Source organism: Solirubrobacter phytolaccae (genome assembly GCF_027587195.1).
In the GTDB taxonomy this organism is placed as follows: Bacteria; Actinomycetota; Thermoleophilia; order Solirubrobacterales; family Solirubrobacteraceae; genus Solirubrobacter; species Solirubrobacter phytolaccae.
The window spans coordinates 95,240-114,139 of record NZ_JAPDDP010000007.1 but is presented as its reverse complement, the minus strand read 5'-3'; the positions used below and the strand labels follow the sequence as shown (position 1 = coordinate 114,139).

Here is an 18,900-nt window from a genome sequence, read left to right as displayed (position 1 = left end):
CTAAGCGCCATCGCGCCCCGGCGGCGTCAGCGCGAGCCGTCCGAACACGCCGCCGGCGTCCAGGAGCGCGTGCGCCCGCACGGCGTGGTCGAGCGGCAGTACCGCGTGGACGACCGCCTCCAGGTCGCCGGCGAGCACGTCGGCGGTGGCGGCGAACCGGTCGGCGTCGGGGACCGTGTCGAGGCTGAAGGTCGCGAACGAGCGCGACTGCTGGAAGGCGGCGAACAGGCGCAGGCCGAAGTCGGCGGGCGGCGGTCCGCCCATCAGGCCGATGGCCACGAGCCGGCCGTTCGGGTTGAGCTTGTCCAGGAACGCCGGCAGGTCCGGGCCGGCGACGATGTCGATGATCACGTCGAAGCCTTCTGGCGCGTCCTCGGCCTCGCCGGCGCGGTCCAGCACGTGGGTCGCGCCCAGTGCCCGCAACCGCTCGCCGCGCTCGGCCAACGACGTGGTCACCGCGATCGCGCTCGCACCGCCGCGCGCCGCGAGCTGGACCGCCATTGTCCCGAGGCCCCCGGCCGCGCCACGCACGAGCACCGACTCGCCGGGTGCGAAGTGCGCGTGGCGGAGCGCGAAGTGCGCGACCGCGCCGGAGCTGCCGAGCGTCACCGCGTCGACCGCCGAGCGGCCGTCGGGGAGCGGCACGGTCGCGGTCACCGGCGCGACCGCGCGTTCCGCGTAGCCGCCCTGCAGGCCGACGAACGCCCACACGCGCCGCCCGAACCAGCCCGGATCCACGCCGTCGCCGACGGCGGACACCGTGCCCGCGACCTCACTCCCGAGGATGTGTCCGGGCTTGAACCCGTAGGCGCCGAGCACACCGCTGCGGATGAGCTGGTCGACCCCGCCGACGCCGCTCGCCTCGGTCTCGATCAGCACCTGCCCGTCGCCCGGCACCGGGTCCGGCACCTCGATGACCGCGAGGCCCTCGGGGCCTCCGAACGCCTGGATCGCAATCGCCTTCATGCCGACGACGGTGACCCAGATCGTCGCCCGTGCAACTAAAGTGAGAGCCGTGGCCGGGCAATTGCCTCACACCCTGCGCGCCGACGCGCAGGACAACCGCGAGCGCATCCTCGACGCGGCCCGCGCCGCCTTCGCCGCCGACGGCCTCAACGCGCCGATACGCGAGATCGCGCGCCGGGCCGGCGTCAGCCCCGCCACCGTCTACCGCCGCTTCCCGACCAAGACGGACCTCGCCCACGCGGTCTACCTCGACCAGTCGCGCACCTGCCAGGCGATCGTCCACGAAGGCCTCGCCGACCCCGACCCGTGGGCCGGCTTCCGCCTCGTGATCGAGAAGGTGTTCGACCTGCACGCCCGCGACCGCGGCTTCCCGGCGGCGTTCATGTCCGCCTTCCCGGACGCGATGGACTTCGCCGCCGACCGCCGCGCGTCGCTGGAGGCCGTCGCCGAGCTCGCGCGCCGCGCGCAGGCGACCGGCGAGCTGCGGTCCGACTTCACCCTGAACGACCTCGTCCTGGTGATGGTCGCCCACCGCGGCCTGCGCGCCGGCACGACGGACGCCCGCCTCGCCGCCTCACGGCGCTTCGCGACGCTCGCGATCCAAGCCTTCCAGTCGACTTAGACGGGCCGGCACGCCTTGGAGGCCGAGCGGCAGGTACCGCTGGTCGGTGGTTGACCCGGTTCGTTGATCTTGAGTCGATGTCCAACACCGAGATCGGGGGTGGCTCGGATCCGTTGTGCGCTGCGCGATGGCGCGGCCGGACGACGGACTGCGCGAAGGAGCGTAAGCCGCGCCCGCGTCGCCGCGTCTTGGAATGGACCGGGGCTGCGCCGCAGCCCATCCCCGTTACGACAGAGATCGGCGCCGTCACATGGAACCTTGTTCTTCAGCGCATGAGACACGAGCCGCTCGCGGCCTCGACCGGACGGGTCAGCGCCGCCTGCTCGGCCTTGCGGCCGGCGTGGCAGCGATCGCGTGCCTGACCGGCGCGCAGGAAGCCCGCGCGCTCGTCGTCTCCTCGGATGCGAACGGCCTGCAGATGCGCGAGCCCGACAACATCCTCAACCGCGTAAAGCTCTCCCTCGTCGACTCCGGCGGACTGAAGTACCGCGTCGAGATGGCTCAGTTCGGCGGCCGAGGGATCGGCTTCGGGCCCGGCTGCACCCAGCTCTCCACGCTGCAGGGCGTCGACGTCGCCCTGTGCGACCGGATCAACCCCGTGGTCAGCCACGTGAGCTTCGGCCCGATGCGCGACACGCTCGTGACCGACCCGAATTTCCCGGACCCGATCCACGTCCAGGACGGCGGCATCGGTCCCGACGTCTTCACGCTCGGCGCGGGCGCGGACGTCGCGCGCGCGGACCGGCTCGACACCGTGCTCGGCCAGTCCGGTGACGATGACCTCTCGAGCACCGGCGGACGGATCGATGGCGGAACGGGGAACGACCGGCTGCATGCCTTAGGCGGCACCACCGGCCCGCTGGTCGGAGGCCCGGGCAACGACACACTGACCGCCGACCCCGATGCCTCCACCACGATGACGGGCGGCGACGGCACGGACTCCTTCGCCGCCAACGGTGCGCGGGTCCTGATCGACGCACGCGACGGCATCGGCGAGCAGGTGAGCTGCGGCGACGGCACCAGCCGGCGCGGGAGCACCGCAATCGTCGACCTGCTCGACACACCCGACGACGCCACGCTGATCGCCCAGGGCTGCCAGACCGTCGACCGTGCACCCAAGGGCGAGCGGACCGCCGCGCGCCTCGTCAGCCGGTCACTGCTGCTACGACGAGGCACGACCGGCGTGAAGGTGCGCTGCACGACGCGGACGCGCTGCGCCGGGACGGTCTCGCTGACCGTGAAGGGCCGTCCTCGCTCGAAGACGTTCTCGATCAAGGCCAGGCGCACGGCGACCGTCCGCCTCGCAGCGCGCCCGGGCACTGCGACCGTGCGCATCCGCGAGCGCGGCGAGCAGGGGGCGCGGACCGTCCGCTCGATCCTGAAGGTCGCGCGCTGACGCGGTGGCACAGCGGGGTGTTGACAGTCCTTTGGTCTCTTTGAACGGATTTCTCCGGCGTCAGCCCACGGGTGCTCTGAGCGCTGACGGGGACGCGTGAGCCCGCGGTGCACTACCAGGAGCGCGACGAGCAACAGTGCGAACGAGACGTACACGAGCAGCGCCGGCACGGCGACCGACACGCTCAGCACGACGATTCCAAGCCCAATGGCGAACAAGCCCCAGTCGCGCTGCATCGTTCGAGCTCCAAATCGGAAGTGGAGCTAGAGGAGCCAGAGCTTGGACTGCACGGCTCGCAGGACGAGGATGGCGGCCTCCTCGTTGATGCCGGTCACGGTCTCCCAGTCCCACGCACCGCCCAACTCGTAGCTGGCGAAGGCCAGTTCGGCGGCCAGGAGAACTCGGCGCCAATCTCCGCGGCTGGCGGGGAGTGCGCCGGCTACGCAGTGCTCAAGTCGTTCCTGGTCCTGATTGAAGGCCGCCTTGTCCTCGTAACCCAGCAGCGCGGCGACTTCGTCGGTCATCTTCGCCGGACCACCCCAGATGCACCCGATCGCCTGGCGCAGGAAGATCACCTCGGCCTGCGCAAGCTCTGGCGTGACAACCTCGTTCTCGGGCCGACGGCGACCGACCTCGCCCGCTTCGCCTCGACTCCGAACCCGCGCGAGCGCGCCCCTATATGCCGCCTCGCGTGCAGTCCTCAGGCCCTCGACGTTCCAAAGGGCTTCCCACTCCTTCTGCGCATCTGAAGACAAGCGAACTGATCTTCCCACACCGTGAGAGCGACGCTCTCGCACACTGCCGCACTCGCCTGAACGGAGCGGCGAGCACTCAGTCCATCGGCCGCCCGTCGAACGAGCGAGAGCGTCGAACAGGACCACAGCGGGTCGCGTCCCGGATCGCGTAGCGTGAACCTCGCCTTTGACGTCACAGGCCACGTTGTCCTCGTGCCGTGGATCGGAGACCTCACGGACGCGGTACCTCAAGGAACCTTTCCTGAGCTCCTCTCGCGACTACTCGACGACCGGCTCTTCGATTGAGATCCATCTCGCGGCGAACTCGGGCAGGGCATTGATCTCGTCCACGCTGAGATCGGCCGGCTGGTCAGCCAGCCACGTGCTGCCTACCTCGAGAACGTCGTCAGCGAAGTGCAACCGCCCGTCGGCGTACTCATCGACCTTCCCAGCCGTCGGAGTCGCCGCGACTGGTCACGACTGTTCTGCAGCAAGGCGAGCGTCGAGTCGGCAGCCGACTGACGTGGCGCATCGTCGAAGAGGAACACTCTCGGCGGGACCACGGCTGAGGACGTTCGGGCGTGCGATCGCGGCGTTCGACGAAGCGGACTGGCGCGTCGCGGAAGAGCGCGACTCCGACTCCGATCGAAGGAGCGTTTCCGTGGATAAGCGCTCTTGTAGACGGCTGTCGAACTTCGCCGGGCTGGGCGCGACGCGCGACGACGCCCGAGCCAGCCAAGGCCGCCGCGCACGCCGAGCGCGCTCGCCCGGAGCGCTAGACCGGCTGCAGCAGCCGGTGCGGCTCGCGCAAAGCGACGCTGATCGGGTCCGTGCGGCGCACGCTCGGCGTGCCCGGGCCGGGGCGCGTCTCGACGTCCGCGGGGAGCGGGACGATGGCGCACGTCGGGCAGCCGCCGTCGAGCGCGAGGTCGGTGCCGCAGCTCGCGTGCGCGAAGAGGCGCACCGGGCCGGAGTCGACGAGGTGGCGTTCGCCCCAGCCCATCAGCTGGTGCACGATCGGCCACAGCTCGAGGCCCGCGTCGGTGAGGACGTGCTCGAAGCGGCCCGGCGCGTAGGGGCGGCGCTCGACGATGCCCGCGTCCACGAGCAGCGCGAGGCGCGCGGTCAGCACCGCGCGCGGGACGTCGAGGTGCGCCTGGATGTCCGTGAAGCGGGTCACGCCGAAGAACAGGTCGCGCACGATCAGCAGCGTCCAGCGCTCGCCGACCACCTCCAGGGCGCGGGCCAGCGCGCAGGCCTGGGTCTCGTACTCGCGGGGCAGCGCCATCGAGGCCAACGGTACCAGAGTCAGTTCACTGAATGAACCAAGTCTGGTACCGTCGTCGCCCATGTCTGCGCGCCGTCCTTGGTGGCGCAGCCCGACGGTCATCGTCGTCGCGGGCTGCCTGATCGCGATCCTCACGTTCGGCGTCCGGACGACGTTCGGCCTGTTCACGGCGCCGCTGACGGACCTGCGCGGTTGGGACCGTGAGGCGTTCGCGCTCGCGATCGCCGTCCAGAACCTGCTGTGGGGCCTCGGGCAGCCGTTCGCGGGCGCGGTCGCCGATCGCTTCGGCGCGGGCCGGGTGCTCGCGCTCGGCGGGCTCGTCTACGCGGCGGGCGTCGCGCTGATGTCGGTGAGCACCTCTACGGCGGCGCTGACGCTGACCGGCGGCGTGATCGTCGGGCTCGGCGTCGCGGGCGGCTCGTTCACGATCGTGATCGCGGCCTTCGCGCGGCTCGTCGAGCCGGCCAAGCGCTCGTGGGCGATGGGCCTCGCGACCGCCGCGGGCTCGATGGGCCAGTTCCTGTTCGCGCCGCTCGGCCAGGGCTTCATCGACCAGTACGGCGCGGAGACCGCGCTCTTCCTGCTCGCGACCGTGCTGCTGTTGGTCCCGATCCTGGCGCGCTCGCTGTCCGGCAAGGGCGACGACGTCGACGACCCCGACGTCGAGCCCGTGTCCGCCCGCGAGGCGCTGCGCGCCGCGGTCCACCACCCGAGCTACCTGCTGCTGACGAGCGGGTTCTTCGTCTGCGGCTTCCACATCGCGTTCATCACCACGCACCTGCCGCCGTACCTCACCGACCAGGGCCTGAGCAAGGGCCTGGCCGCGTGGTCGCTGTCGCTGATCGGCCTCTTCAACGTGATCGGCGCGTACGCGTCGGGCATCCTCGGCGGGCGCCATCCGCGCCGGCTGCTGCTGAGCGGGATCTACGCGGGCCGCGCCGTCGCCTTCGCGATCTTCCTGCTGCTGCCGGTGACCGTCGGCAGCGTGCTCGTGTTCTCCGCGCTGATCGGCCTGCTGTGGCTCTCGACCGTGCCCCTCACCTCCGGGCTCGTCGCCTTGATGTTCGGGACGCGCCACGTGGGCATGCTGTTCGGCGTGGTCTTCCTCTCGCATCAGGTCGGCGCGTTCGTCGGCGCCCTGCTCGGCGGGACGGTCTACGAGGCAACCGGGAGCTACGACCTGATGTGGATCCTCTGCATCGTCCTGAGCGTCGCCGCGGCGCTCGTGCACCTCCCGATCCGCGAGCGCGCCGCGGGCAGCGTCGCGCCGAGCACGGCATGACCCGCCAGGGCGTGATCTACCTGCTCGTCGGGCTGCTGATCACGGGCGTGAGCTTCCTCGGCGTGCTCTACCAGGTGAACGAGGCGATGGCCGAGGACGCCGATGGCTCAGTCCCGCAGCTCATCTGCCCGCTGCACTGAGCCGGGCGCGACGAGCCCGGTCTCGTAGGCGAAGATCACGGCCTGGACGCGGCTGGCGAGGTCGAGCTTGGCCAGCATCCGCCGCACGTGGCCCTTGACCGTGCTCTCCTCGAGGTGCAGTCGCGCGGCGATGTCCGCGTTGCTGCGCCCGGCGGCGATCTCGAGCAGCACGTCGTGCTCGCGCGGGGTGAGCTGGGCGAGGCGCGGGTCCCCGGCGCGCGCGGGCATCGTGGAGACGAAGCGGCCGAGCAGGCGGCGGGTGACCTCCGGCGCGATCAGCGCGTCGCCACGCGCGACGGCGCGGACCGCGTCGATGATCCGCTCGGGCGGCGAGTCCTTGACGAGGAAGCCGACGGCACCGGCGCGCAGCGCCTCGATCACGTACTCGTCGAGGTCGAAGGTCGTGATGATGATCACCTCGACCGGCGACTCGCGCAGCCGGCGGGTGGCCTCGATGCCGTCCATCCGCGGCATCCGGATGTCCATCAGCACGACGTCGGGACTGCGCCGCTCCGCCTGGCCGACCGCGTCCAGGCCGTCGATCGCCTCGCCGACCACCTCGATGTCGCCGGCGCTCTCGAGGATCATCCGCATGCCCTGGCGGGAGATCGCCTGATCGTCGGCGATGACGACGCGGATGCTCACGCGGAGTCCTTGAGCGGCAGCGTCGCCCGGACCGTCCACCCGTGGCCGTTCGTCGTGCCCGCTGTGAGCGAGCCGCCGACCAGCGCGACCCGCTCGCGCATCCCTTCGATGCCACTGCCGGTCCGCGCCGACGGACCACCGCGGCCGTCGTCGGCGACCGTGATCGTCACCACGGCCGAGCCGTAGACGACCGCGATCCGCACCGCGTCGGCGCCGGCGTGGCGGATGACGTTGGTGACCGACTCCTGGACGACGCGGTACGCGGACATCTCCGCGGTCTCCGACAACGCGCGCACGTCGCCCTCGATCGCGAGCTGGACGTCCAGCCCCGCGGCCCGCACGGGTGCGAGGAGCTGCTCGAGGTGCTCGAGGCGCGGCGGCGGCGCGAGCTCCGCGGGCTCGGACGCGCGCAGTACGCCGAGCGAGCGCCGCGTCTGCCCCAGCGCCTCGACCGTCAGACCGTGGATGCGCTCGAACGCCTCCCGCGCGCCGGGGTCCTTGGTCATCCGCCCCGCGCCCGCCGACTGCAGGGCGATCGCGCTCAAGTGATGGCCGGTGATGTCGTGCACGTCGCGCGCGATCCGCAACCGCTCCTCGGCCACGGCCCGCTGCACGTCTCCGTCGCGCAGCTCCTCGACCCGCCGCGCGAGCTCCTGCGCGGTGCGCGCGCGGAGCCGCTCCGCGCGCAGTTGCTCACCGACCAGGGCAGGCACCATCCCGATGGCGAACCCGCCGATGGCCGCGAGCACCGACTCCAGGTCGGACTTGACGAACATCACCACCGCGAACGTGACGCCGGCGAACAGGCCGAGCGACCACGTCGTCGACGACTCGGCGCGGCATGCCGCCCACCCGACCAACGCGATGGCAAGGACGATCGGGCCGACGAACATGTAGCCGATCGCGGTGCCCACGAGCAGCAGGACGAGCGCGGCGATCGCCGGGACCATCGGTCGGGTCCGCCAGAGCACGGTCGGGGCGAAGCCGACGACGATGAGCGCGACCGCGAGCGCGTCGACGTCGCGCCGCGTGTCGTCCACGTCCCCGCGCACGAGCAGCGTGACGACGATGCAGGCGGCCGTGGCGAGGACGGTCGTGATGACGTCGCCGGCGGTCGGCCGCTCCCGGGTCATGTGGCAGAGGTTAGGAAGCCGTGCGCGCGGCCACCTGCTCCTAAAGGCGCAGATCGATCGCGTCCTGGGGTGCTCGGCAACGCGGCGCTCACGCCCGACGCTCTGGGTATGGCTTCAGCGCTCTACAGACTCGGCCGCACCGCATACCGCCGCCGTCGACTCGTCCTCGCCGTCTGGCTCGCCCTCTTCGGCGCGATCTTCCTCGGGGCGGCGACGCTCAGCGGCCCGACCGAAGGTTCCTTCACGATCCCCGGCACCGAGTCTCAGGAGGCGATCGACCGGCTCGCGCAGCGGTTCCCGGAGGCGAACGGCGGCTCGGGCCGGATCGTCTTCGCCGCGCCTGAGGGGGAAGCGCTCACCGGCGAGCGCAAGGCGGCCGTCGACGCGGCGCTCGCGCAGGTCGCCAAGGCGCCCGACGTCGCCGACGCGAGCGCTCCCCAGCTCTCCGAGGACCGCCGGATCGGGCTCGCGCAGGTGAGCTTCGACCGGCCCGCCGACGACCTGGAGGTCGGCTCGCTCGAAGCCGTGCAGCGCGCCGCGCAGCAGGCCGAGCGGGCCGGCGTGCAGGTCGAGTTCGGCGGCGACGCCGTGATCGAGGCGAGCGGGTCCGGGATCGGCGAGTTCCTCGGGTTCGGCGTCGCCGCGCTCGTGCTCGCGTTCACGTTCGGCACCCTGCTCGCCGCGGGCCTGCCCTTGCTGACCGCGGCCCTCGGCGTCGGGATCGGCCTCGCCGGCATCACCGCCGCGACGGGCTTCGTCGACCTCAGCGACGCGGTCCCGACCCTCGCGCTGATGCTCGGCCTCGCCGTCGGCATCGACTACGCGCTGTTCATCCTCTCCCGCCACCGCACGCAGCTGTTCGAAGGGATGGACCCGGAGGAGTCCGCCGGCCGCGCGGTCGGGACGGCGGGCAGCGCGGTCGTGTTCGCGGGCGCGACCGTCGTGATCGCGCTGGCCGCGCTGTCGGTCGTCGGCATTCCGTTCCTGACCGCGATGGGCGTCGCCGCCGCCGCGACGGTCGCGGTCGCGGTGCTCGTCGCGCTGACGCTCGTCCCGGCGCTGTTCGGGTTCGCGGGGACGCGGCTGGCGAAGGGCAAGAACTTCGAGACGGGTCCACGGGCGGCGCGACCGACGGTCGGCTCGCGCTGGGTGAGCACCGTGCTCCGGCACCGCATCCCCGCCGTGGCGCTGACCGTCGTCGCGCTCGGCGCCTGCGCGCTGCCGATGCTCGACATGCGCCTCGGCATGCCCGACGACTCGACCGCGGCGCCGGACGCCACCAACCGCCAGGCCTACGAGCTGCTGAGCGACGGGTTCGGGCCGGGCTTCAACGGGCCGCTGATGATCGTCGTCGACGACCCCGCGGACGCCACGACGGTGGCGCGTGAGCTGCGCGCCGACCGGGACGTCGCCAGCGTCGGCGAGCCCACGCTCAACCCCGCCGGCGACACCGCGATCCTCTCGCTGATCGCCCGCAGCGGGCCCTCGACCCAGGAGACGAAGGACCTCGTGGAGCGCATCCGCGTGCGCGACGACGTGCTCGTGACCGGGCAGACCGCGGTCAACATCGACGTCGCCGACCGGCTCGGCGCCGCGCTGATCCCGTTCCTCGCCGTGATCGTCGGGATCGCGTTCGTGCTGCTGGCCGTCGCCTTCCGCTCCGTGCTCGTCCCGCTCACCGCGATCGCCGGGTTCCTGCTGACGATCGGCGCGACGTTCGGCGCGCTGGTCGCGGTCTTCCAGGAGGGCTTCGGCGCGGACCTGCTCGGCGTCGCGCAGGCCGCGCCGATCATCTCGATGTTGCCGATCCTCGTCATCGGCATCCTCTTCGGGCTCGCGATGGACTACCAGGTGTTCCTGGTCTCACGGATGCGCGAGGAGCACGTCCACGGCGCCGCCCCGACGCGCGCCGTGACCGAGGGCTTCCGCCACGGCGCGCGCGTCGTCACCGCGGCGGCGCTGATCATGGGCGCCGTGTTCTCCGGCTTCATCCTCGAGCAGGACGCGATCATCAAGTCGGTCGGGTTCGCGCTCGCGTTCGGGATCCTCGTCGACGCGTTCCTGGTCCGGATGACGTTGATCCCCGCGGTGATGGCGCTGCTCGGCGAGCGCGCGTGGTGGCTGCCGGGCTGGCTGGACCGGCTACTGCCCGACGTCGACATCGAAGGCTCGTCACTGCGGCCCGTCGCACAGCCGGCCTAGTGCGCCACGCGAGATCCGGCGCCCCGGCGCCGGGTCTCGTGCGACGCGGCGAGGCGGGCGCGCTGGCGGAGCGCCGCGATCTCTCCCCGGAGCGCCTCGACGTCCTCACCCTGGACGCGGGACTTCTCGTAGAGCGCCTCGATCGCCGACCAGACGTCGTCCATCGGCACCGGCGGCTCGTCCGCGAACGCCAGCTCCGGCTCGGGGGCCGGGAACAGGCGGCGCCGCTGGCGGATCGCTCCGTCGGTCGCGAGGCCGGCGGTCGGGCGCGACCCCGGATCGAGCAGCCACGCCCCGTCGGGCCGGCGGGAGACGCGGCCGGTCCGGGCCAGGCTCGCGAGCGCCGTCGAGACGGTCGGTCGGCGAGCGCCGATGAGCTGGCCCAGCGCCCGGTGCGAGAGCGTGAGGTCGACCACGATGCCCGCGGACGTCACGCGGCCCCAGCGCTCGGCGAGCAGCCACAACACCGCCTCGACGCGCGCGTCCACGCGGTTCAGGTGCGCGATCGCCTGCATCATCGCGAGCCGCCGCGCCCGCTCGTTCAGGCGATCGACGAGCACGGCGTTGAGCTCCGGGAACGAGCTCAGCCGCGCCGCGACCGCCTGGTCGATGACCGCCACCCGCAGCGACGCCAGCGTGTTCCAGCACGTCGCCGACTCCAGCAGCCGGGTGGAGTCGTCGAGCGCCCACGGACGCACCAGATCACCCGGACCGAACAGCTCGGTGCTGACGACGCCCTCGAACGTGAGCTCGCGCGCGATCACCCCGTCGATGACCAGCAGCCCGACGTTGGCCGGGCTCACCTCGTCGAGCGCGCGGATGTCCCACGCGCCGAGGGGCAGCGCCGCCACGCGCACGCGGATCGCGTGCCGCGCGAGCTCCCAGCGCTCCCGATCGAGCAGTCGACCCAAATCCTGGTCAAGGTCCAACAAGCACATCAACGACATCGAGTCCGCCCAGCCGAACTGAACCGGCGACCGGTGATAGCCCTGTTGGGAAGGCACCACGTGCCGCCTCTGTCGTGCTTGCCCGCCTCTCCCGCTGGAGTCGACGCGAGCCCGCCTGCGCAGCGTACTACGGACGCGACAGGGCGTCGATGGCGGCTTGCCGCGCCTGCGGGTCGAGCTCGGCGACGAGCCGCTTGCCCAGCTCGTCCGCCCGCGCGAGCGCCGTCGCACCCGCTTCGGTGAGCGAGACCACGGAGCGCCGGCGATCCGTCTCGGAGCGCTGGCGCTCAGCGAGGCCGCGCCGCTCGAGCTCGTCGACGACGATCACGACCTGCGCGGGCAGCAGCCCACAGAGGCCCGCGAGCTCCTGCTGCGACGGCGGCGTGTCCGCGCTCAGCACCCCGAGGACCATGTACTGGCGACCGCTCAGGCCCAGCTCGGCGAGCGCGTCCTCGCCACGCGCCGCGACGTCGTGGCCGATCTTGACCAGCAGCAGGGCAGGGCGATCGAGCGTTCCGCGGGGCAGCACCGGAGCGGAGGGTAGTGCTTCACAAGAATTATTCATGACTTGAATGATTCACAGGATACACCTACAGTGCCCGACATGACCGTTCACCGCATGAATGATTCACGATCGAGATGGCTGGCGCTGGCGGTGCTCGCGCTGGCCCAGTTCATGGTCGTCCTCGACGTCACGATCGTGAACGTCGCGCTCCCGGCCATCCAGACCGACCTCGGCTTCAGCGCCGAGGGCCTGCAGTGGGTGGTCAACAGCTACACGCTCACGTTCGGCGGCCTGTTGCTGCTGGGCGGCCGGATGAGCGACATCCTCGGCCGCCGGCGCCTGTTCCTGATCGGCCTCGGGCTGTTCGCCGCCGCTTCACTCGCCGGCGGGTTCGCCACGTCCGAGGGCTCGCTGATCGCGATCCGCGCGATCCAGGGCATCGGCGGCGCCCTGCTCTCCCCCGCCGCGCTCGCGCTGCTGACCGTCATCTTCCCCGCCGGGCGTGACCGCAACATCGCGCTCGGCGTCTGGGGCGCGCTCGCCGGCATCGGCGGCACGCTCGGCGTCGTCGCCGGCGGCGTGCTCGTCGACGGCCTCGGCTGGGAGTGGATCTTCTTCGTCAACGTGCCCTTCGCCGTGGTCGCGATCCTCGCCGCGCCCGCGTTCATCACCGAGAGCCGCCGCGTCCAGGGGGAGCACTCCAACTTCGACGTGGCGGGCGCCATCCTCGGCACCGCCGGCTTGTTCGCCCTCGTCGGCGCCGTGATCCGCACCGAAGCGGCGGGCTGGGGCTCGACCCAGGTGCTCGCGCTCTTCGGCTCCGCCGTCGTGTTGATCGGCGCGTTCCTCTTCGTCGAGGCCCGCGCCAAGGACCCGCTCGTCCCGCTCCGCCTGTTCCGCGTGCGCGGCCTGAGCGTCTCCGCGATCGCCCTCGCCCTCAACGGCGGCGCGTTCCTGGGCATGTTCTTCCTCACCGCCCTCTACCTGCAGCAGGTGCACGGCGACAGCGCGCTGGAGGCCGGCACGCACTTCCTGCCGATGGGCGGTGCGGCGATCCTGTCGGCGGTCATCGGCGCGCAGCTCGTGACGCGCTTCGGGACGCGTGCCGCGTACCTGGGTGGCAGCGCGGTCGGGGCCGTCGGCCTGTTGCTGCTGAGCCAGGCGGGCGCGGACGCCACGTTCGCCGGCGGCCTACTGCCGGGCCTGATCGTCTTCGGCCTCGGGCTGCCTTTGGTGGGCGTCGCGAACCAGATCGCCGCGGTCGCGGAGGTCCCGCACGAGGACGCGGGCGCGGCCTCGGGTGTGATCACGACCGCCTTCCAGGTCGGCGGCGCGTTGGGACTCGCGTTGATCTCGACGACGGCGACGACGCGGACGGGGGATCTCTTGGCCGCCGGCGCGGTTCAGACGGACGCCTTGGCCGGGGGCTTCGAGCGGGGGATGCTGATCGCCGCGGGGCTGGCGGTGGCGAACCTGGTCATCGGGGCGGTGCGCGCGCCGCGCATCCGTCCGGACGCGGCGATGGTCGCTGAAGCAAGCGCGGCGTAGATCTCAACCACGGTCGCGCACGACCGCGCTCTGAACAAAGGGGGGTGCCGTCGCTAACTATCGCTATGCGAAAGGTTCCGACGGCACCCCCTCTCCGCGCCCGTTCGTCGACCGGAAATCGATCACAACGAGCCCAAGCGGGACGGCCGAGGGACGATCTTCGATGACCGTAACTTGACGGTAGGCCTGCACGGCGCCGCTTCACCGCCGCGCGGAGCCCGGGAGGCGCTGAGCCCGGGCGCGCGGGTGGCACCAGAGCTCCCTTCCCCCTCGGTGGCCGCAGTACCCGCCGCGCACCCGGGCCCACAAAGACGGAAGACCGGTTACCCCACCACCGCGTCGTGGTTCACCGCGACCTGATCCCGCCGCGCGCCCCGTTCCACATCGCGCACGATGAAGAGACACAAAGACACGCACGGCCGCCCGTGGAAGTGCGCGTCCCACGCCGCGTCGTACTCGACGGACCGGTCGATGATCTCCGCGTCCGGACCGATCGGGAACCGCGCCCACCAGACGGCGTCGAAGCCTCGCGCGAGCGCACCCTCGAACTCGGGCTCCCACGCGTGGACGTAGTCCTCGACGGTGATGCCGATCGAGATCTCGCTGAAGACCATGCGGCCCGCGGCTTCCAACCCGGCGACGTCCAGACCGGCCGCGCTCAGCGCGGTGCGGTCGGCGTCCGCCTCACCTTCGAGAGACCGGTGGAACAGCCAGCCGTTGCGCTTGGCGCCGAGGGCGTAGAAGGAGGCGAGGGTGGGTGCGACCTCCTGTGGCGAGGCGAGCAACATCGCGACGTGGGGACAGGCGCCCGGTTCGATCGCGCCCTCTAGAGCGGAAGCCACAACTGCACCTCCGTGCCGGTTCCGGGGGTCGAGGTCACGGTGCACTCGCCACCGTAGCCGCGGGCGCGCTCGCGCATCACGGTGAGGCCGAGGTGGCCGTCGCCGACGCCGAGCACGTGCGCGGGGTCGAAGCCGCAGCCGTCGTCGCGGACGGTCAGCTCGAGCGCGTCGTCGTCGGCGGTGTAGACGATCTCGGCGCGTTGCGCCCGTGCGTGTGCGTCGGCGTTGGCCAGGGCCTCGCTGACGACGCGCGCGGCGAGCGTGATGGCTTCGGCGCCGGCGTCGCCGGTGCCGGACAGGTGCACGGGCGTGCGCGCGCGCCGCGCGGCGGACTCCAAGGCGGCCCGCAGGCTCGTCGGCGTGTCGTCGGCGAGGGTGCGCAGCCGCTCGCGCACCAGCCGGTGCGCGGACGCGACGGCCTCGGTCAGCCGTGCGCGGTCGGGCTCGGGCAGCGCGAGCTCCCGCTGCGCGACCGCGAGGTACTGCGCGAGCCCGTCGTGGACCTCGGCCGCGAGCGTCCGCCGCTCGCGTTCGATCGCCGCGGCCTGCAGCTCCCGCCGCAGGCGCGCGGTGGTGATGCCGGCGCTGAGCTGCGAGCACAGCAGGCTGAGAACGGTGCTGGAGAGCGGGTCGAGCGCGATCGGCGCGGGCGAGGAGGCGATCACGACGCCTTCGACGAGCGGGAGGATCACCCAGTCGGTCGCGGGCGGGTCGAACGGGTTCGCGACGAGCCACCCGGCGGGCTCGCGAAGCACGATCGGCGCGCCCGTGGCGAGCCGCCAGGCCTCGTCGTCGAAGCTCAGCTCCGGCGCGGCCTCGTCACCGACCAGGCGCCGGAGCACGGGCAGGCCGTCGGCGTCGGGTAAGTAGAGGACGGCGCGGTCGAGCGCGAGCGCCTCACGCATCTCCCGCAACGCGGCCGCGGCGAGCACCGGCAACTCGCTCGGGGCGACGAGCGCGCGCGACACGCGCGAGACGGCCGCGAGGCCGGAGAGGACCGCCGGCTCGATCACAGCGCGATACTAAAGCGGTGCGCGTCATCATCGCCGACGACCATCGGCTCATGCGCGAAGGGACCGCGGCGCTGCTCGCCGCCGAGCCCCGGATCGAAGTCGTGGGCCTGGCCGCGGGCGGGCGGGAAGCGGTCGAGCTGGCCGCGCGCGTGCGCCCGGACGTGGCGCTGCTCGATGTCGAGATGCCGGACATCGGCGGCGTCGAGGCGTGCGCGGCGATCCGCGCCCGCACCCCCGACGTGCGGGTCCTCATGCTGACCGTGTCCGAGGACGCGCTCGACGTCCGCGCGGCGCTCAAGGTCGGGGCGAGCGGCTACCTGCTCAAGGACATGCCGCCGCGCGCGCTCGTCGCCGCGGTGCTGTCGGACGCCCCCGTGGTGATGGCGTCGGCCGAGGTCCCGCCGGACGCGCTGAGCGTGCGCGAGCGCGAAGTGCTCGAGCTGCTCGGCCAGGGCCTGCGCAACCGGGAGATCGCGGAGCGGCTCGTCGTGAGCGAGGCGACCGTCAAGACCCATGTGCGGCACGTGCTGGAGAAGCTGCGCTTGCGTAATCGGGCCGAGGCAGCAGCGTTCGCAGCCCGCGCGCGACTCGGGACCTGACGTCCGCCTGGGTGGTGTTGAGCTGGCCGGCGATCCGGTCGGTCGTCCAGCCCAGCGCCCGTGCGAGCACGATCGCGTCACGCGCGTCGGCATCCATCGGGCGGTAGACCGCGACGCGCGCTGCGGCGAGCAGCGCGGCGCGGGCGGCTAAGGAGTCGGGGGCGCCGTCCGGGTCCGCGACGAGCACCCTGCGGGTGGCCTCGGCCGCGGCCTCGTGATCGGCGCAGGCCGCGAAGGCGGCCGCGAAGACGATGTCGATGCGTGCTGCGAGCACCGCCGGACCGTATGAAGCATCAGGACCCGTGCCATCGCCCAAACGGATGATTGAAGGCGCGACCGGTCACCCGGTCGCGCCCTCGCACTAGCGGTAGCGGACGCTGATCTCGACGCGCCGGTTCAGGGCGCGGCCCTTGTCCGTCGCGTTGGTCGCGCGCGGGCGGCTCTCGCCCGCCGACTCGACCACGAGCTTGCCGCGGGCGCCGTGCTGCTTGAGCGCGGCGCAGACGGCCTTCGCGCGGGCGACGCCGAGCTGCTGGTTGGCAGCGTCGGAGCCGACCGAGTCGGTGTGCCCGACGCACGTGACGGTCTTGACCTTGCCGAGGCGGTCACCGAGCGACTTGACGAGCTTGGTGCCGGACTTGGCGATCTTGGCGCTGCCCGAGGCGAACAGGCCGCTCTCGGGAACGATCAGCTGCGTCTGCGGGACGAGCTTGGCGGTCGTGCGGGTGTTGAGCTTGGGACCCTCGATCGTGCGGGCCTCGATCTTCAGCACCACGTTGATGCCGGTGATCTGCTCGGCGACCAGCCGGCGGCCGACCGCGTTGAGCTCGATGTCGACGGCGAGGCGCTTGGCGCTGTCGCCGGCGTCGGCCTTCACGTGGCCACGGCCGATCAGGACGAGCTTGGCCTTCTTGGCCGCGGCGGCGCTCGCCTTGGCCTTGTCGGAGACGCTCACGCCGGCCTCGTCCGCCTTGTCGTACGCGTACACGTCGACGTAGCAGGAGGACAGCGTGCCGCCGCTGACGCGGCAGCCGACGGAGGCGGTGTCGCCCTGGACGGCGACCGAGGCGCTCGTGCCGGTGATGGCCTCGACCTTGGCCGGCGCGGGCGCGGGCGTCGTCGGCGTGGTCGGGGTCTTGGGCGCGTCGGTCTTGGGGTCCTCGGCCTTCGGCTTGTCGTCGGTCGGCTTGGTCGCGTCCTTGACGGTCCACTCGATCGAGCGGTTGGCGCCGACGTTGCCGGCGGCGTCGATCTGGCGCACGAGGAACGTGTGCTTGCCATTGGCGACGCTGGTCAGCGCGAGCGGCGAAGCGCACGACGTGAAGGCGGCGCCGTCGAGCGAGCACTCGAACGAGCCGCCGTTCTCGCCCGTCCAGGTGAACTGGGCGGTCTTGGCGGTGATCGTGCCCTCGGGCGCGCCGATCAGCGCCGGCGGGGCCGGAGCGGCGGTGTCGAGCGTCCAGCTCGCCTCGGCGGGCTGCGAGTGGTTGCCGGCACCGTCGACCATGCGCAGCTTGAACGCGTGCGGGCCGTCGGCGAGCCCGGCGGGCACGAACGGCGAGGCGCACGCGGTCCAGGCGCCGCCGTCAACCTGGCACTCGGCGGTCTCGCCGCCGGGCGTGGTGAACGTGAACGTGGAGCTCTGCGCCAGCGCGCTCGGGGCGGAGGCGATCACCGGGGTGGCGGGAGCGGTCGTGTCGACCGTCCACGTGTAGCTGTCCGGGGAGGCGTCGGTCTGGTTGGCGGCGTCGGTCGCGCGCACCTGGAAGGTGTGCGCGCCTTCGGCGAGGTTGGTGTACGCCTTCGGCGAGACGCAGCTCGCCCAGGCGCCGGCGTCGAGCTTGCACTCGTAGGTGACGCCGCCCTCGTCGGAGGAGAACGTGAAGTTCGCGGCGTTCGCGCTCGTGACCGCGCTCGGCTTGGTGCCGACCGTCGTGTTCGGGACCGCGTTGGTCACGGTGACCGCGACCGGCTCGGACGCGAACAGCGTGACCGACGGGTGCGAGTCGACGCCGTCGATGTTGAACGCGTAGGTCCCGGCCGGGACGTTGCCCGGCGGGTTGACCGTCAGCGTCGCGTTCGCCGGGTTGCCGGCGGGCGCGGTGAGCGAGACCCAGGCGGGGGCGCCGGCGGCGACCGCGAGGCTGACCGTCTGGCCGACGTTCGGGTCGGTGGCGGTGAAGTTCGTGTTCTGCGCGCCCGCGCCGGCGGTCGCGGCGATCGCGGAGCCCGGGAGGCCCTGGATCGACGGCGGCGCGTTGTTGCCGGTCACGGTGAGCAGCACGTCGCGCTCGGAGTAGTCACCCGCGGCGTCGGTGACGCGCGCGGTGTAGGAGAAGAAGTCACCGTCGTTGAACGCGTTCGTCTGCGGCGCGGTCATCGACACGACGCCGTTGGCGCCGATCGTGACCACGTCGTACTTCGGGCCGGTCGGGTCGGTCGCGCGCGACGAGTAGGTCACGGCGCTGCCGTCGGGGTCGACGCCGTTGAGGTTCTGCTTGAAGGCGTAGTTCTTGGCCACGGCGTTCGCCACCGCGGAGTTGATGCGCGGAGCGGAGGAGGGCGTGGTGCCTGTCTTCGTGACGCGGCTGCTGAAGATCGCCTCGCCGCCGTTCATCGGGTCCCACGCGTTGATGATCCCGTTCACGCGCGCGCTCGCGGTGCCCTTGAGGGTGTAGACGCCGTTCGCCGCGGAGCCGAACTCGGCCACGAGGTCGACGTCGATCGTGCCGGTCGCCGTCGAGACGCTGGGCAGGCAGCGCGTGAGCGCGCCGTCGGGATAGATGTCGGCGGTCTGCCCGCTCGGGTTGGTGATCTGGATGTTCGGCATCTCGTCCGCGGGCTCACCGGGGATGCAGGCCGAGCCGTAGGCACTCGTGAGGAACGTGACCAAGCCCTTGAGATGACCGTTTGCGGTGATCTCGGAGTTGATCGAACCGCCCTGGATGTGCGAAGCGCTTGCGGCGGAGGGGGCGAAAAGGCAGGCCGCGGCAAGCGCGACGAGCACCCCGGGAAGGCGGAGACGTCGGTTCATAGGT

Annotated in this window: 17 protein-coding genes and 2 pseudogenes; 7 read left to right on the top strand and 12 right to left on the bottom strand. The window is 72.2% G+C overall.

Annotated elements, in window-relative coordinates; genetic code table 11:
• Positions 1–966, bottom strand: coding sequence for a zinc-binding dehydrogenase (locus tag OJ997_RS05890; protein WP_270024126.1), 966 nt, complete (start codon positions 964–966; stop codon positions 1–3).
• A gap of 49 nt (positions 967–1,015) precedes the next feature.
• Between OJ997_RS05890 and OJ997_RS05885 the strand changes: the two genes are divergently transcribed.
• Positions 1,016–1,588 (top strand): TetR/AcrR family transcriptional regulator, encoded by a 573-nt coding sequence (locus OJ997_RS05885; RefSeq protein ID WP_270024125.1) that lies wholly within the window; start codon positions 1,016–1,018, stop codon positions 1,586–1,588.
• A 340-nt stretch (positions 1,589–1,928) separates the two neighbouring features.
• Positions 1,929–2,984 carry a calcium-binding protein gene (locus OJ997_RS05880; RefSeq protein WP_270024124.1) on the top strand — a complete coding sequence of 352 codons (1,056 nt, stop codon included), beginning with the start codon at positions 1,929–1,931 and terminating at the stop codon, positions 2,982–2,984.
• Positions 2,985–3,247: 263 nt separating this feature from the next.
• On the opposite strand, the gene OJ997_RS05875 is transcribed toward OJ997_RS05880, so the two are convergent.
• The 3 genes and pseudogenes from OJ997_RS05875 to OJ997_RS05870 all read right to left on the bottom strand — a co-directional run bounded on the left by OJ997_RS05875 (position 3,248) and on the right by OJ997_RS05870 (position 5,006).
• The gene (locus OJ997_RS05875; RefSeq protein WP_270024122.1) at positions 3,248–3,739 is read right to left on the bottom strand and encodes a hypothetical protein; all 492 of its coding nucleotides are present in this window, start codon (positions 3,737–3,739) and stop codon (positions 3,248–3,250) included.
• Positions 3,740–3,997: 258 nt separating this feature from the next.
• A pseudogene (locus tag OJ997_RS38070) lies at positions 3,998–4,153 on the bottom strand (DUF6881 domain-containing protein); the annotation flags it as partial.
• 340 nt (positions 4,154–4,493) lie between these two features.
• Complete coding sequence (locus OJ997_RS05870; RefSeq protein ID WP_270024121.1) at positions 4,494–5,006, bottom strand: winged helix-turn-helix transcriptional regulator; 513 nt, start codon at positions 5,004–5,006, stop codon at positions 4,494–4,496.
• Between the two features lie 61 nt (positions 5,007–5,067).
• Between OJ997_RS05870 and OJ997_RS05865 the strand changes: the two genes are divergently transcribed.
• Positions 5,068–6,288, top strand: coding sequence for an MFS transporter (locus tag OJ997_RS05865; protein WP_270024120.1), 1,221 nt, complete (start codon positions 5,068–5,070; stop codon positions 6,286–6,288).
• The gene (locus OJ997_RS05860) at positions 6,285–6,428 is read left to right on the top strand and encodes a hypothetical protein (protein ID WP_270024119.1); all 144 of its coding nucleotides are present in this window, start codon (positions 6,285–6,287) and stop codon (positions 6,426–6,428) included. Before OJ997_RS05865 ends, OJ997_RS05860 begins: the two co-directional genes overlap by 4 nt.
• On the opposite strand, the gene OJ997_RS05855 is transcribed toward OJ997_RS05860, so the two are convergent.
• Both OJ997_RS05855 and OJ997_RS37380 read right to left on the bottom strand, forming a co-directional pair.
• Positions 6,396–7,073, bottom strand: a complete 678-nt coding sequence (locus OJ997_RS05855) for a response regulator (RefSeq protein ID WP_270024118.1) — start codon at positions 7,071–7,073, stop codon at positions 6,396–6,398. The two genes, OJ997_RS05860 and OJ997_RS05855, sit on opposite strands and share 33 nt — an antisense overlap.
• Positions 7,070–8,206, bottom strand: coding sequence for a sensor histidine kinase (locus tag OJ997_RS37380; protein WP_270024117.1), 1,137 nt, complete (start codon positions 8,204–8,206; stop codon positions 7,070–7,072). The genes OJ997_RS05855 and OJ997_RS37380 overlap by 4 nt, the downstream gene beginning before the upstream one ends.
• A 108-nt stretch (positions 8,207–8,314) precedes the next feature.
• Here OJ997_RS37380 and OJ997_RS05845 point away from each other — a divergent pair, with 108 nt between their 5' ends.
• The gene (locus OJ997_RS05845) at positions 8,315–10,408 is read left to right on the top strand and encodes an MMPL family transporter (RefSeq protein WP_270024116.1); all 2,094 of its coding nucleotides are present in this window, start codon (positions 8,315–8,317) and stop codon (positions 10,406–10,408) included.
• Here OJ997_RS05845 and OJ997_RS05840 read toward each other — a convergent pair.
• Together OJ997_RS05840 and OJ997_RS05835 are read right to left on the bottom strand one after the other, a co-directional pair.
• A complete protein-coding gene (locus tag OJ997_RS05840; protein ID WP_270024115.1) occupies positions 10,405–11,319 on the bottom strand; it encodes a helix-turn-helix domain-containing protein in 915 nt (304 codons plus the stop codon). The genes OJ997_RS05845 and OJ997_RS05840 overlap by 4 nt on opposite strands.
• A gap of 163 nt (positions 11,320–11,482) precedes the next feature.
• On the bottom strand, positions 11,483–11,884 hold the full coding sequence (locus OJ997_RS05835) for a MarR family winged helix-turn-helix transcriptional regulator (RefSeq protein WP_270024114.1): 402 nt from the start codon (positions 11,882–11,884) through the stop codon (positions 11,483–11,485).
• A 90-nt stretch (positions 11,885–11,974) separates the two neighbouring features.
• On the opposite strand from OJ997_RS05835, the gene OJ997_RS05830 reads away from it, so the two are divergent.
• On the top strand, positions 11,975–13,408 hold the full coding sequence (locus OJ997_RS05830; protein WP_270024113.1) for an MFS transporter: 1,434 nt from the start codon (positions 11,975–11,977) through the stop codon (positions 13,406–13,408).
• Between the two features lie 323 nt (positions 13,409–13,731).
• Here the strand turns inward: OJ997_RS05830 and OJ997_RS05825 are convergent, their stop codons facing one another.
• A complete protein-coding gene (locus tag OJ997_RS05825) occupies positions 13,732–14,196 on the bottom strand; it encodes an MEDS domain-containing protein (protein ID WP_270024112.1) in 465 nt (154 codons plus the stop codon).
• 38 nt (positions 14,197–14,234) lie between these two features.
• Positions 14,235–15,263, bottom strand: coding sequence for a sensor histidine kinase (locus tag OJ997_RS05820; protein ID WP_270024111.1), 1,029 nt, complete (start codon positions 15,261–15,263; stop codon positions 14,235–14,237).
• A gap of 17 nt (positions 15,264–15,280) precedes the next feature.
• Here OJ997_RS05820 and OJ997_RS37375 point away from each other — a divergent pair, with 17 nt between their 5' ends.
• Entirely contained in the window at positions 15,281–15,862 is a 582-nt protein-coding gene (locus tag OJ997_RS37375; protein ID WP_270024110.1) for a response regulator, read from the top strand.
• Positions 15,863–15,887: 25 nt separating this feature from the next.
• Here the strand turns inward: OJ997_RS37375 and OJ997_RS38065 are convergent.
• Positions 15,888–15,959 (bottom strand): annotated as a pseudogene (locus OJ997_RS38065) (hypothetical protein); the annotation flags it as partial.
• 264 nt (positions 15,960–16,223) lie between these two features.
• Entirely contained in the window at positions 16,224–18,896 is a 2,673-nt protein-coding gene (locus OJ997_RS05810; RefSeq protein ID WP_270024109.1) for an OmpA family protein, read from the bottom strand.
• Positions 18,897–18,900 lie beyond the last annotated feature (4 nt).